We start from the raw sequence: 14,684 nt of genomic DNA on the forward strand, positions 1-14,684 counted from the left end.
TTTGAAAACATCAATTACTAATTCTTAACATTAGTTCATAACGAAAATCTTCAAGATTTAATTGCCGAAAGTTGAGACCAGATCAAATAAGGGAAATGAAGGCGCCGGCTTATGCACTGACTGCGTGTACAAGCCGCGCTAGCGTGGAACCGGGAGAGGAGCAGAAAAAAGCTGACCTGATATGTCCAGGCGATGAAACCGGTGCTGCAGGCCAGGATCGAAACCACTGAGTGCTCGTGCTGTCTTACATGGCTTTGCTGGTTCATGACGCTTTCAACAGTATGATGCTGCATTGTATTGCATTGGCAGTGGGGTACCGGGTCCGATTGCAACTCACTTCAGGTACTGTATAGCAGAGGAGTCGCGTCAGCAGTTTGTGGTACCTATCCTCCTGTCCGGGGACACATCCACTGTTACCGGCAGCCAATATGCTGTAGATGGCGGGCTGGTCGGTTACCGATGGTTTAACAGGATGTATAAAAGCAACTGAAAATAATTCTTTAATGTCTGCTTTTCGCTGAGAGTTGACACCACGGAGGCAACACGCGGATTACACCGCCCTGCGGATGATTTATAGTCCAGCATTTTTCCCGGCCTGCCTGAGCGGTCTGACATCACCGTTTAGCCCTTTGCTGGCTATGAAAAGATAAGTCAGGTCCTTTTGGCAAAGAGTGTCTGCGCAACGCAGTCTTAACGGGTAACACTGTTCTCAATTCACTTTCTCGTTTTTCGCCCGCCTTTAAGGCAGCAGGTTCAGCTGACGCACCAGAGTCAGGATCGCCCGCACCGTATGCCATCAGACCTCAGCCGGAAGTGCCGAAACGACTCAGTTGTGTCTGGTAATAGTGACCGACACCGCAGGACTGCATTGTGAAGATAACGCCAGAATCAGCCCAGGCTGACGGTTTAAATCACGACAACCCCCCTTCATTAAACCGCCAACCCGGTTAATTTTTTCATCGTCTTACCCGCCATCTGTTCTTTTTGTGATCCACATTGTAGTACAACACATCCACTTTGTACTACATTGCGTCATGCTAACTAAGACGGTTCACACTCTCCCGGTCAAAAGGCAGGTGAAAATCAGCGCTCAGGGTAAAGTAGACATGGGAATAAAGAGAAAAAGGATCATCCATGACTATCAACAAAACTGACCGCATTGTGATCTCGCTGGGCAGCCAGATTATCAGCGGCAAGTATCTGCCTGGCGCAGCACTGCCCACTGAGACTGAGCTGTGTGTGGAGTTTGAAACCTCGCGCAACATCATCCGTGAAGTGTTTCGCTCGCTAATGGCCAAGCGCCTCATAGAACTAAAGCGCCACCGTGGGGCTTATGTGACCTTGCGTAATAAGTGGAACTACCTTGATACAGATGTACTGAAATGGGTGCTTGAAAATGATCACGACCCGCAACTGATTGCTGCGATGAGCGAAGTCCGCAATCTGGTCGAACCCACCATTGCACGCTGGGCGGCAGAGCGTGCGACATCAAGCGATCTGGCGCAGATTGAGTCAGCGCTGAACGAGATGATTGCCAATAACCAGCACCGCGATGCCTTTAATGAAGCAGATATTCGCTTTCATGAAGCGGTATTGCAGTCGGTACATAACCCGGTACTGGAGCAGCTTAGCGTGGCGATGAGTTCGTTACAGCGGGCGGTTTTTGAACGCACATGGCAGGGAGACGAGGCAAATATGCCCCAGACACTGCAGGAACATAAAGCGCTGTACGATGCAATCCGGCATCAGGACGGCGAGGCGGCAGAGCAGGCGGCATTGACCATGATCGCCAGCTCAACATCAAGGTTGAAGGACATTACATGACATCTCGCTATATTGCTGTTGACTGGGGATCGACCAATCTGCGGGCCTGGCTCTTTGAGGACGGAAAATGTCTGCAGAGCCGGCAATCCGAGGCAGGCGTAACGCGTCTGAACGGTAAATCTCCACCAGCGGTGTTAAATGAGATCACCCAAACATGGCGCAATGACGACACTCCCATTGTCATGGCGGGAATGGTAGGCAGCAACGTCGGCTGGAAAATAGCGCCGTACCTGCCGCTGCCGGTTAAGTTTTCGGCAATAGGTGAGCAATTAACCCAGGTTGACGACAACGTCTGGATCATTCCCGGCCTGAGCGCTGACAGAAAAGATAACCAGAACGTTATGCGGGGTGAAGAAACCCAGCTGATCGGTGCCCGTACCCTTGCCCCTGCTGCCGTTTACGTTATGCCGGGAACACACTGTAAATGGGTGCTGGCTGACGATCGGCAAATCAGTGATTTCAGGACCGTCATGACCGGTGAGCTGCACCATTTACTGCTGCATCACTCACTGATTGGCGCCGGTTTACCCGAGCAGCAAAGCTCACAGGCTGCTTTTACCGCCGGTCTGGAGCGCGGGATGGCAACGCCAGCCCTGCTGCCAGAACTGTTCGAAGTTCGCGCTTCACACGTACTCAAACGTCTTCCGCCCGAGCAGGTCAGCGAGTTTTTATCAGGCCTGCTGATTGGCGCGGAGGTGATGACGATGAGCGCATTTTTTAGCGAACAGCAGATTACCGTGGTTGCCGGGGACGCACTGGCAAAACGTTACCAACAGGCGCTTACCGCCCTTGGACGTCAGGTGACGTCGATTTCAGGCGATACCGCATTTCAGGCAGGAATAAGGAGCATCGTTAATGCAATGGCAAACTGAACTTCCCCTCATCGCGATTTTGCGTGGGATAAAGCCCGATGAGGTTCTGGCGCACGTTGGCGCCGTGATTGACGCGGGATTTGACGCGGTGGAAATCCCGCTTAACTCTCCGCAGTGGGAAAAAAGTATTCCCCTCATCCTGCAGGCGTATGGTGAACGGGCTTTGATTGGTGCGGGCACGGTTTTAAAGACGGAGCAGGTTGATACGCTCGCCAGAATGGGCAGCAAGCTGATCGTTACGCCGAATATTCAGCCAGAACTGATCCGCCACGCCGTGAACCTTGGCATGACCGTCTGCCCTGGCTGCGCGACGGCCAGCGAAGCCTTTAACGCTCTGGACGCGGGTGCGCAGGCGTTAAAAATTTTCCCCTCGTCCGCCTTTGGTCCGGCCTATATCAAAGCGCTTAAAGCCGTTCTTCCCGACGACGTACCGGTATTTGCCGTTGGCGGTGTGACCCCGGAAAATCTGTCGGAGTGGATTGATGCGGGCTGTGCCGGAGCAGGGCTTGGCAGCGATCTCTATCGCGCCGGACAACCGGTTGAGCGCACCGCGCAGCAGGCAGCGGCATTTGTTAAAGCTTATCAGGAGGCAGTGAAGTGAAAATAACTAAACTCACCACATATCGTTTACCCCCACGCTGGATGTTTTTGAAAATTGAGACCGATGAAGGTGTGGTCGGCTGGGGCGAACCCGTTATTGAAGGCCGGGCACGCACCGTCGAGGCCGCCGTACACGAACTGAGTGAATACCTGATCGGTCAGGACCCCGCCCGGATAAACGATTTATGGCAGGTGATGTACCGCGGGGGTTTTTATCGCGGCGGCCCAGTTCTGATGAGTGCCATTGCGGGTATTGACCAGGCCTTATGGGATATTAAAGGTAAGGTGCTGAATGCTCCGGTCTGGCAGTTAATGGGCGGACTGGTACGCGACAAAATCAAAGCTTACAGCTGGGTTGGCGGCGACCGTCCGGCGGAAGTCATTGGTGGCATAAAAAAACTGCGTGAAATTGGTTTTGATACTTTCAAACTCAACGGATGCGAAGAACTTGGCATCATTGACGATTACCGCAAGATTGACGCGGCGGTCAATACCGTTGCCCAGATCCGCGAAGCGTTCGGATATGAAATTGAGTTCGGTCTCGATTTCCACGGACGCGTTAGCGCGCCGATGGCAAAAGTATTGATAAAAGAACTTGAAGCCTATCGTCCGTTATTTATTGAAGAGCCGGTGCTGGCGGAGCAGGCTGAGTATTATCCAAAACTGGCGGCTCAGACGCATATACCTATCGCTGCGGGCGAGCGGATGTTCTCGCGATTTGAATTCAAAAGAGTGCTTGAAGCCGGAGGGCTGGCCATTTTACAACCCGACCTGTCGCATGCCGGGGGAATAACTGAATGCTATAAAATTGCCGGCATGGCAGAAGCCTATGATGTTGCGCTGGCACCTCATTGTCCGCTCGGTCCGATTGCGCTTGCTGCCTGCCTTCATGTCGACTTTGTTTCGCGCAACGCGGTATTCCAGGAGCAAAGCATGGGTATTCATTACAATCAGGGCGCAGAGCTGCTCGACTTTGTGAAAAATAAAGAAGATTTCAGCATGGAAGGCGGTTTCTTTAAGCCTTTGACTAAACCGGGTCTCGGTGTGGAAATTGATGAAGCCCAGGTGATTAAGCTCAGTAAAATTGCTCAGGACTGGCGTAATCCGCTCTGGCGACATGCGGATGGTTCCGTCGCGGAATGGTGATCCCTGCTCTGTAACCCGGGCTTACGCGCTCCCGGGTAGTAAATTTTAAATAACTAAAACACACCCTCTGTAATTTACCGGGCATGGTGAATGGCTTTGCTATGCCCAAAATCTGGAGACAGATTGCGATGCATATTCCGATTAATGCTGAAAAACCAGGGCGTCGTCGTTATCTGACGCTATTTATGATCTTTATTACGGTGGTTATCTGTTACGTCGACCGGGCAAACCTGGCGGTAGCGTCGGCACACATTCAGGAAGAGTTCGGTATTACCAAAGCAGAAATGGGGTATGTTTTTTCCGCTTTTGCCTGGCTGTATACCTTATGTCAGATCCCCGGCGGCTGGTTTCTTGATCGGGTCGGCTCACGACTGACCTACTTTATTGCTATCCTGGGATGGTCAGTTGCAACCCTGCTGCAGGGATTCGCCACCGGGCTGATTTCTCTGATTAGCCTGCGGGCCATTACGGGCGTTTTTGAGGCTCCCGCCTTCCCGACCAATAATCGCATGGTGACAAGCTGGTTCCCGGAACAGGAGCGAGCATCCGCGGTGGGTTTTTTCACTTCAGGCCAGTTTGTCGGTCTGGCTTTTTTAACGCCTCTGCTCATCTGGATTCAGGAACTATTAAGCTGGCACTGGGTGTTTATCCTCACCGGCGGTATCGGTATTGTCTGGTCATTAGTCTGGTTCAGGGTTTATCAGCCACCCCGTCTTACGAAGGGGATCGGTAAGGCCGAACTGGATTATATTCAGGCCGGAGGCGGCCTGGTTGACGGCGATGCACCGCTGGTCAAAGAGGGGCGTCAGCCACTGAGCAAGGCCGACTGGAAGCTGGTATTCCACCGTAAACTGCTGGGCGTGTATCTGGGACAGTTCGCCGTGACCTCGACGTTATGGTTTTTTCTCACCTGGTTCCCGAATTACCTTACCCAGGAGAAAGGAATTACCGCACTTAAAGCCGGCTTTATGACGACGGTTCCGTTCCTGGCCGCTTTTTTCGGCGTGCTGCTTTCTGGCTGGCTGGCGGATAAACTGGTTAAAAAAGGCTTCTCGCTGGGCGTGGCGCGTAAAACCCCGATAATATGTGGTCTGCTGATCTCAACCTGCATTATGGGTGCGAACTACACGAATGACCCGATGTGGATCATGATACTGATGGCAGTAGCCTTTTTCGGTAATGGTTTTGCATCAATAACCTGGTCGCTGGTTTCTTCGCTGGCCCCGATGCGTCTGATCGGGTTGACCGGGGGGGTATTTAATTTCGTCGGTGGTCTTGGCGGCATCACCGTTCCCCTGGTTATCGGCTATCTGGCGCAGGATTACGGTTTTGGTCCGGCTCTCATCTATATCGCGGCCGTCGCGCTGATAGGTGCGCTCTCCTACATCCTGCTGGTGGGGGATGTGAAACGAATAGGCTGATACCTGGCAGGGACTGCATCACCGTGAGGCCTTATACCAACCTCACGTGATGCAGTCCGTTACCCCGGCTACCGCGCTTTATCCCCTGTTTCCCTTAATGCGGAAAAGCGACTCATGGATGCATGCTGCTGAAGCTCTGGTCACCATCGGCTTATCCAGTCGAATCTACCGCTCGCCACCCTTAACGTCAGGAAACGATGCGTTGCTTTGAGGCGACGGGGGCTTTACCACACAGCTGTTCTTCAAGCTCCTCCAGCGATTTACCTTTAGTTTCTGGCACTCGCTTCACGACAAACAGGAAACCTGCCGCGCAAATCACCCCGTACAGCATAAAGCTGCCTGCGGCTCCGAGGCCGGCATTTAAAATCGGGAAAGTGTAGGTCAGCACGAAACAGGCTATCCACAGTGCCAGGGTTGCCACTGACATCGCAAGGCCACGAATACGGTTCGGAAAGATTTCCGCCAGCAGCACCCAGGTTACGGGTGCCAGCGTCAAGGCATACACGCCAATCGCTGCCAGCACCAGAATCAGGACGGGCCAGCCGGTTATGCCCAGCGTATACGCACCCGCAATCAGCGCATAGCACACCGTCAGACCACCTGCACCGATCAGCATTAACTTACGGCGACCCAGACGGTCAACCAGAGGCAGAGCCAGCACGGTGGCAACAAGGTTGATCAGTCCGGTTGCGACAATGGATTTGAGCGTACCGTTAATATCAAAGCCAGCCGAAGCAAAAATCTCCTGCGCGTAATTGAAAATAACGTTAATGCCGCACCACTGCTGAAAAACGGCCAGTATGATGCCGGTGATCATTATCGGCAGTACCCGGGGTTCTGAAAGAGAGGCGAAGCTGGCGCGCGTCTGCTGACGATCATTATGTATGGCATGGGCAATCTCCCGGAGCGTTTGCTGCGCATAGCCAGATGAGCCGATTTTGCTCAGCGTAGCCAGTGCGCGATCGTTTTTGCCGGCCAGCATTAACCAGCGTGGCGATTCCGGCACCCACATCATGAGCATTAAAAATAGCACTGAAGGCACCGCTGCCGACGCGAACATCCAGCGCCAGCCGTACTGACCATTCCAGGTTTCACGCAGCGCGGCCTGGGAGGCTTCGCCTGTCACCGGATCGGCAATCAGCAGGTTAATCAGTTGTGCGGCCAGTACACCTATCACAATGGTGAGCTGATTAACCGCAACAAATTTCCCACGCTTCGCGCTCGGGCTGATTTCAGCGATGTACATCGGGCTTAATGCCGAGGCAATCCCAATGCCCACACCGCCCAGAATTCGCCACCAGACAAAAATCTCAAAATTACTGGCAAGTGCGGTGCCAATGGCGGAGACCACAAACAGCAGAGCGGCGGTAATCAGCGGTATCCGGCGTCCCAGTTTATCGGCGAACCAGCCTGAAACCAGTGCGCCGAAAACACAACCAACCAGCGCAGAACTCATTGCCCAGCCCGACATCGCCGGATCGGTAACACCAAACCAGGCTTCATAAAAGGGTTTTGCGCCCCCGATGACTACCCAGTCGTAACCAAAAAGCAAACCGCCGCAGGCCGCTACCAGGCAGATGCTCCAGACGTAACGCATATTGAGGTTTTGATTATTGTTCACGCGAATTCTCCGCACAGGGTCAAAGTGCGGCTATATCACCACTGTTACCAGCAGGTGAAAGTTCAGGTCTTCACAGATTTTAGTAACAGGAGTTTAGTAATCTATGCTGCGGAAGGATCGGCTTCGACAAATAAATAGCCAATACCCAAAACCTGACGCGCGCGGTCCAGCTGGCCAAAATGCACATTCGTGGCTTTGCTTTTCAGGGCATCGCGTGGATCAAAAGGGTTGAAGTCAATCTGACTGACAATAGTCCGTAACCAGCTTTCGCCGAAGGTACAACTGCGTCCATAAATCCATATCTGATTGATATTTAATGTATTGAGGAAGTTGTACAGACTCATGCCAATCGCTTCTGCACTGCGCTGAGCCCACTCAACGATCCACGACTCGCCAGCCTGCCATGCCGCCAGTAATTCACGGCTGGTCGGCGATGTCGCATCAGGGACGCGGAGCTGCGCCAGTTGCTTTAGCGTACTCAGCGAGGCGACCGTTTCCAGGCAGCCCTGACGGCCGCAGTTACAGCGTTTGCCATGCGGATCGATGATGGTGTGTCCGATCTGACCGCTGCCATAGAGATTACCGCGGAATATTTCACCGTTGATGACAAAGGAAGATCCGATGCCGTAATCAACGTTAATCACGCAGAATTCACTGAGTGCATTGCTGTTCAGCCACTTCTCCGCCAGCGCCAGCATGACGCAATCGTTATCGACGCGCACGTCTACATTCAGTTTCTCTTCCAGCAGGAACTTAAGCTGCAGCGGGCTTTTCCAGGGCGCCTGCGGCATATGCTGAGAGACGCCGGTAACCGGATCGACCTGACCGTGCACCGCCAGGGCAAGGTTAATGCGTCGCTTCGGCCACTGTTTGCAGGTTTGCCGCCATACCCCTTCAATGTCGAGCAGCAGCTGCTCGGGCGAAAGCGCATGGATAGCGATCTGCTGATATTCCCCCTGGGCGACAAGCTGCGCATCTGCCAGCTGCAACTCTATGCTGGAAGGCTTTACGCACAGACAGAGCGTCCACGCACCTTCTGACGGCAACTGAAAGCTGCCGCTGCTGTTACCGCGTGTGCTGAGCGTCATGCTGGAATATTCCACCTTCTTCTCATCCAGCAGCTCCTGCAAAATTTTACTCGCAGCGGGAATGGTTAACCCACTGAGCTGTGCCAGCTGCGATTTGCTCAGCCGCTTATTCCGCCACATCAGGTGCATAAACAACGCCTTGTTATGTTTACGTACCTGGGAATTATTAAGTCCTGACAGCTTCATCCTGCCTCCTTTCTTCGGGTCAGCCAGAGTTTACTAAACATTGTTTACTGACTTCTGTGATGGTTACGCCATCCTCGCTGTAACCATTGCTTTAGAGTCCGGCCTTATCATGTTGAAGGAAAATGACTATGGCTTTTATGTTACGCAATGCTCAGGAACTGGCGAATGAGCTGTCCGAAACCCAGGTCCCTGCTCAGGCTCTGGCTATCTGGAGCCTTGGTCAGGCAGGCCTGATAATCAAAAATCAGGCAGGCAACATGCTGGCCATCGACCCTTATCTGAGCGATGCCATTGAGCGCAACGATCCTAAAACCGAATTTGTGCGGAATTTTCCGCCGGTGCTGCCGCCGCAGGCGCTTAGCGTCTGTGACGCGGTGCTGATCAGCCATTTTCATGACGACCATATGGACCTTGCAACGCTTGAGCCGCTGGCCCTTGCCGCGCCCGATCTTCCGGTCTGGCTGCCGGCACCGGATATTCACCGGCTGCCGAAAAGCAATCGCCGCCCAGCTAAAACGGGTCAGCGCTTCGAAATCGGCAGTTTTAGCATATTACCGATTGCGGCGGCGCACAGTGAGTATGAACACGACGAGGCGGGCAACGATCGCTACCTTGGTTACTTGATCAGCACTGATGGCATCAGTCTCTGGCACAGCGGCGACACGCTGGTGACGCCACAGCTACGGGCACAGATGCAGCAACTTCAGCCCACCATTAACGTGCTGCCGATAAACGGTGGTGACTCTGCCCGTGTGGCCCGGGGCATCATGCCTAACATGAGTTTCCGCGACGCGGCGGATTTAAATCATGCACTTGGCAGCGAATTACTTCTTCCCTGCCATTACGACCTCTTCAGCTGTAATCGTGACAACCCCGCCTGGTTTGTTGACGACATGCTGACTCGCTATCCCGGCAAAAAATTCCATCTGCTGATGCCGGGAGAACGCTTTATCTACCTGAGCTGACACCTATACCTACCGGAAAAATATAATGACAACATCATCTGCAAACCATCCGTGGCTGATACGCCTCGGTATTCCACCGGCGCTGGCCTGGGGCTACGTCGCTGTTCTGCTGTTTATGATCGGCGACGGAGTTGAATCAAACTATCTCGCGCCTTACCTGCATAAAAATGGCTTCTCACTCAATATTGCAGCAGCGGTTATTGCCTTCTACGGCGTTACCGTCACGCTGGGTTCCTGGCTGGCGGGCTCGCTCTCAACCCTCATTGGTCCGCGTAAAGTTATGCTGGCTGGCGGCCTGATCTGGATTGTGTTCGAAGTGCTGTTTCTGGCCGTCGCGCTGCCCTCGCACAGCGTGCTGCTGCTGGCGCTGACCTATGGCTTACGCGGCATCGCCTATCCGATGTTTGCTTACGCATTTCTGGTCTGGATCCAGGCCGCGGCGCCTGCCAACATGCGCGGCTCGGCCACCGGCTGGTTCTGGCTGGCATTTACCGGCGGCCTGCCGACGCTGGGTTCGCTGGTGGCGATCTTTTCAATTCAGCTGGTTGGCGAATACGCCACTTTCTGGCTGTCGCTTGTGCTGGTGACTGTCGGTCTGCTGGTGATGTTGCTGGCGCTGAAAGAGCGCAGTGGTTATCAGTCATTACTGGATGAGGAGCACCGGCAACAGGGTACGTGGCGCACGCTGATGGGCGGCATTGATATTCTGTGGCGTGAGCCGCGTATTGCCGCCGCCGCGGTGGTACGCATCATCAATACGACACCTTACTTTGGCTTCTTCATCTTCCTGCCGGGATTTTTTACCGAGCAGATTGGCTTTTCCCAGACTGAGTATCTCAGCCTGATTACCATCATGGGACTGGTGGGGATGAGCTTTAACCCGATAGTCGGAAAAATCAGCGATCGTATCGGCTGGCGTAAGGTGCTCACCGTGTTTGGCGGCCTCGGTTCGGGTGTCTCAATGATGCTGATGTACTTTGTGCCGCTGTGGAGCCACGGCAGCTTTATTCTCAGCGTAATCTGCGCCTGCCTGTACGGCATCACGCTGTGCGGCTACGTGCCTGCCGCCGCGCTGTTCTCCTCCCTTTGCCAGCCGAAAGACAAAGGCAATGCGATGGCAATTTATTGCTTTGCCGCCGGATTATCGACCTTCTTTGGTCCGGCGCTGTATGCAGCCATTAATTCGCTGTTCGGTACATCAGGCGTGATTTGGGGGTATGCATTTTTATATCTGGTCAGCGCTGGCGTTTCCTGGCGTTACCTGCTCAGCCCGCTTGATCCCGGCGAGCAGCACAACCCCAACGCGCAGCGTCTGCGTCGTTTAGATTCTGTCGTTTCGGAGTAAAGAGTGACCTATGAAAGAGTTTGATTACGTGGTGGTGGGCGGGGGTAGCGCAGGCTGCATCGTTGCAGCCCGCCTGGTGCAGCAAGGCAACGCGCGCGTGCTGCTGCTGGAAGCAGGAAGTGATGAATATCATCCGCTGCTGAAAATGCCGGCGGGTTATATGAAGTTTCTCGCCAGCGATAAATATCTGACCCTGCACCAGACCGAAAATCAGCCACAGCTCAATGGTCGTGGCGTGATTGTGCCGCAGGCCAAAGTGCTGGGTGGGGGTTCAACGGTCAATGCCATGGTGTATATGCGCGGACATAAGCAGGATTACGCCGACTGGAACAGTGCGCTGGGCAATCAGGGCACCGACTGGTCCTGGGACGCGCTGCTGCCGCACTTCACTGCTATTGAAGATAACGACCATCTCGGTGCACCTTTTCATGGCGTTGGCGGCCCGATGAAAGTCTCGCATCTCGGGCATTTTAGCCCGCTGAGCCGGGCTTACGTAAAGACCCTGCAGCAGCTTGGCATTCCTTATACGCCAGATTTCAACACGGGAAACCCGTTCGGCGTCGGCTTTATGCAACACACCATTAATGGTCAGACGCGACAGCGCTGTAGCGTGGTTGATGCGTTCATCAATCCGCTGCGGCAGGATGAGCGTCTGACGATTGTCACCCAGGCAGTGGTTGAGGAGATTCTGTTTGACGGCGATAGTGCCTGCGGCGTGCGCTACAGCAAACAGGGTGAGTCGCAGCAGGTGCGCACGTCACAGGAAGTGATACTGGCCGCTGGCGCGTATCAGACGCCAAAGCTGCTGATGCTATCCGGCATCGGTCCACAGGAGCAACTTGAGCAGCACGGTATCGCGTTACGCCATCACCTGGCAGGCGTGGGGAAAAACCTGCAGGACCACTACGAAGTCCCGGTCGTTGCCAGCACCAAAGGCGCATTCGGTTATTACGGCCAGGATCGTGGCTGGCCGATGTTCAAAGCGGGTCTGCAATACATGCTGTTTAAAACCGGCCCGGTAACAACCACCGGGGTGGAAACCTGCGCATTTTTTGATCCGCTCGACTTCAGTGCCACGCCCACGGTTCAGATGTTCTGTGTGCCGACGGTCTACCTTGATCGCGATGTGATGGGTGCCGATCCGGGCCATGGCGTTACCGTTAATTCGCTGCTGTTACGACCCAAAGCTACCGGAGAAGTGACACTGCGGGATGCGAAAGCCAGCACCCCTCCGGTGATAGATACGCAAATTTTTGGTCATCCGGAAGATCTGGCCCGCACCCTCGCCGGGTTCCGTTTTGCCCGTCAGGTGATAGCCACTGCGCCGATTGCCGCCATGGTCAGGCAGGAAATTTTTCCGGGCGCGGATGTGACCTCGGAACAGGCGATTACTGAGCACTGTAAACGCATGGTGAAGACCGGTTATCACCCGGTTGGTACCTGCCGGATGGGGCATGATGATGATCCGCTGGCAGTGCTGACTGATGACCTGCGTGTGCGCGGCGTGCAGCGGCTGCGCGTGGTTGATGCCTCAATGATGCCGAATATTATCAGCGGAAATACCAACGCGATTGTGATGGCAGTGGCACACCGCGCCGCTGAATTGTTGTTAGAAGGAAACACCTGATGAGTGAAAAACTGCTACGTCTGCAAAACGCCCTGGATCAGTGGCAGCTGGATGCGGTGCTGTTGACGCGGCGTGATAACATCGCCTGGCTGACAGAAGGAGCCAGTTATTATGTGGTTGAGCGCGCCGAAACCGGTGTCGCCAGCCTGCTGGTTACCCGCGATAATGTTCTGTTATTCGCACCGGATAACGAACTGCCGCGCATTGTTGCTGAGGAGCCGCTGCCGTTTTCCTGCGCCACACAACATTACCCCTGGTATCAGTCACTGCGCACAGTGTTGCCTGGCGGCAATATTGGCAGTGATACCGCCATTGCTGCCACAGCAGATATTCAGCAAAAAATGATCGTGCTTCGCCAGGGGCTGAATCAGCAGGAAAGAGAGCGTTTTCAGGCGTTAGGCGCAGAAACGGCCAGAATTGTCGAAGATGTGGCACGTCAGTTGCGCGCTGGCGTAACGGAATACGAGGCAGAAGCGGCTATAGCGGCGGCCTGCCTGTCGTGCGGTATCCGCCCGGTTTGTACCCTGGTCGCGGCCGATGAGCGCATCGCCGCTTTTAAGCACCCGGTGCCAACACAGAAGAAGCTGAAACGCCAGATGCTGATTACGCTGGGAGCAGAGCGACACGGTCTGCACGTCAGTCTTTCACGCATGGTCCAGATCGGTGAACCCGATGCTTCCCTGCGCCAGCGCTTCCTGTCGCTGATCAATATCCATGCCGATATGCTGGCGGCAACTCAGCCACCGCGCAGCTGGGCAGCACTGTTTAGCGACATTGCAAAAGCGTATCAACAACATGGCTACGCCGATGCCTGGCGTCAACATCATCAGGGCGGCCCGGCAGGCTATGGCTGTCGCGACTGGATTGTTACGCCTGAAACGCAGGGTGAGGTACAAAATCATACTGCTGTGGCGTGGAACCCGACCCTGAGCGGTGTAAAAAGCGAAGACACATTTTTAATTAATCAACCGGGCCTTCAGGCGCTGACGCGAACTGACAGCTGGCCGCTGATCACGCTCCAGCGTGGCGAGCAGACATTCCGGCTCGCCGACTGGCTGGTTTTACCGACATCATCATAAGGACGCGACTATGTCTGAACGATTACCCAATAAAACAGCCCTTATTACCGGCGCAGGGAGCGGTATCGGCAGTGCAATTGCCGAGCTGTTTGTTCGCGAAGGCGCCAGCGTAGCGTTGCTTGATCTCGATAGCGACGTAACCGAGGCACTGGCTAGCCGACTGCAACACCAGCACAAAAAACGCTGTGTTGCCGTTGAAGCTGATGTCACACAGCCGCAACAGGTGCAGAGCGCCGTGCAGCAGGCACAGCAAACCTTGGGTCACATAGATATTCTCATTAACTGCGCAGGCATTAACGTGTTTCGCGATCCGCTGGCGCTGGAAGAGGAAGAGTGGCAGCGTTGCATGGCGACCAATCTGAAAGGTCCTTACAACCTGATCCGCAGCGTGCTGCCGGGGATGCTGGCACGCCAGTACGGAAACATTGTGAACGTCGCGTCGGTGCACGGACATAAAATCATCCCTGGCGCATTTCCTTATCCGGTGGCGAAGCACGGTTTGATTGGTCTGACCCGCTCTCTGGGGGTCGAATATGCCGCACAGGGTATCCGCATCAATAGTATTTCGCCCGGACTGATAATGACGCCCGCAGCCGAAGCGTGGCTGGCCAGCTGTGCGGACCCGCAGGCCGAACGCGAGCGTCAGGCGGCATTACTGCCGTGTAAACGCATCGGTGAACCGAGCGAAGTTGCGTACACTGCGTTGTTTCTGGCATCTGACGAAGCACGCTTTATCAACGCCACCGATATTCTGATCGATGGCGGGCGTAGCCAGATTTATCACGAATAAAAACAGCATAACAGCGATGGCGTTCACCCTGGCGGTTGTCACGATTGCTGTTATACCTAACGCGTAGGGTCAGTGCTGAAGGTGAAAAAAACCACCGGGCAGGTTATCCGGCAATCGACT

Annotated in this window: 12 protein-coding genes; 10 read left to right on the forward strand and 2 right to left on the reverse strand. The window is 54.4% G+C overall.

What is annotated here, in order from left to right:
* The first annotated feature begins 1,134 nt into the window (after nt 1-1,134).
* The 5 genes from dgoR to AC6I8I_RS23000 all read left to right on the forward strand — a co-directional run bounded on the left by dgoR (nt 1,135) and on the right by AC6I8I_RS23000 (nt 5,863).
* The gene (gene dgoR, locus AC6I8I_RS22980; RefSeq protein ID WP_312055513.1) at nt 1,135-1,824 is read left to right on the forward strand and encodes a D-galactonate utilization transcriptional regulator DgoR; all 690 of its coding nucleotides are present in this window, start codon (nt 1,135-1,137) and stop codon (nt 1,822-1,824) included.
* Nucleotides 1,821-2,696: a 2-dehydro-3-deoxygalactonokinase gene (locus AC6I8I_RS22985; protein WP_497828770.1), complete on the forward strand. Its 876-nt coding sequence runs from the start codon at nt 1,821-1,823 to the stop codon at nt 2,694-2,696. The genes dgoR and AC6I8I_RS22985 overlap by 4 nt, the downstream gene beginning before the upstream one ends.
* Nucleotides 2,680-3,297 (forward strand): 2-dehydro-3-deoxy-6-phosphogalactonate aldolase, encoded by a 618-nt coding sequence (locus AC6I8I_RS22990; protein ID WP_312055515.1) that lies wholly within the window; start codon nt 2,680-2,682, stop codon nt 3,295-3,297. The genes AC6I8I_RS22985 and AC6I8I_RS22990 overlap by 17 nt, the downstream gene beginning before the upstream one ends.
* Entirely contained in the window at nt 3,294-4,442 is a 1,149-nt protein-coding gene (dgoD, locus tag AC6I8I_RS22995; protein WP_312757689.1) for a galactonate dehydratase, read from the forward strand. Before AC6I8I_RS22990 ends, dgoD begins: the two co-directional genes overlap by 4 nt.
* An 83-nt stretch (nt 4,443-4,525) precedes the next feature.
* Nucleotides 4,526-5,863: an MFS transporter gene (locus AC6I8I_RS23000; RefSeq protein WP_312055517.1), complete on the forward strand. Its 1,338-nt coding sequence runs from the start codon at nt 4,526-4,528 to the stop codon at nt 5,861-5,863.
* A gap of 187 nt (nt 5,864-6,050) precedes the next feature.
* Here AC6I8I_RS23000 and AC6I8I_RS23005 read toward each other — a convergent pair whose 3' ends face one another.
* Both AC6I8I_RS23005 and AC6I8I_RS23010 read right to left on the reverse strand, forming a co-directional pair.
* The gene (locus AC6I8I_RS23005) at nt 6,051-7,484 is read right to left on the reverse strand and encodes a sugar porter family MFS transporter (RefSeq protein ID WP_312055518.1); all 1,434 of its coding nucleotides are present in this window, start codon (nt 7,482-7,484) and stop codon (nt 6,051-6,053) included.
* Nucleotides 7,485-7,585: 101 nt separating this feature from the next.
* A complete protein-coding gene (locus tag AC6I8I_RS23010; RefSeq protein ID WP_312055519.1) occupies nt 7,586-8,758 on the reverse strand; it encodes an ROK family protein in 1,173 nt (390 codons plus the stop codon).
* Between the two features lie 128 nt (nt 8,759-8,886).
* Between AC6I8I_RS23010 and AC6I8I_RS23015 the strand changes: the two genes are divergently transcribed.
* The 5 genes from AC6I8I_RS23015 to AC6I8I_RS23035 are packed head-to-tail and all read left to right on the forward strand — an operon-like array spanning nt 8,887 to nt 14,564.
* The gene (locus AC6I8I_RS23015; protein ID WP_497828771.1) at nt 8,887-9,723 is read left to right on the forward strand and encodes an MBL fold metallo-hydrolase; all 837 of its coding nucleotides are present in this window, start codon (nt 8,887-8,889) and stop codon (nt 9,721-9,723) included.
* A gap of 25 nt (nt 9,724-9,748) precedes the next feature.
* Complete coding sequence (locus tag AC6I8I_RS23020; RefSeq protein ID WP_312055521.1) at nt 9,749-11,068, forward strand: MFS transporter; 1,320 nt, start codon at nt 9,749-9,751, stop codon at nt 11,066-11,068.
* 10 nt (nt 11,069-11,078) lie between these two features.
* The gene (locus AC6I8I_RS23025) at nt 11,079-12,695 is read left to right on the forward strand and encodes a GMC family oxidoreductase (protein WP_497828772.1); all 1,617 of its coding nucleotides are present in this window, start codon (nt 11,079-11,081) and stop codon (nt 12,693-12,695) included.
* A complete protein-coding gene (locus tag AC6I8I_RS23030; protein ID WP_312757699.1) occupies nt 12,695-13,774 on the forward strand; it encodes a M24 family metallopeptidase in 1,080 nt (359 codons plus the stop codon). The genes AC6I8I_RS23025 and AC6I8I_RS23030 overlap by 1 nt, the downstream gene beginning before the upstream one ends.
* Nucleotides 13,775-13,784: 10 nt before the next feature.
* Nucleotides 13,785-14,564, forward strand: a complete 780-nt coding sequence (locus AC6I8I_RS23035) for an SDR family oxidoreductase (protein ID WP_497828773.1) — start codon at nt 13,785-13,787, stop codon at nt 14,562-14,564.
* Nucleotides 14,565-14,684 lie beyond the last annotated feature (120 nt).

It is taken from the genome of Pantoea sp. X-Soil-YNGN-775, from assembly GCF_059730575.1.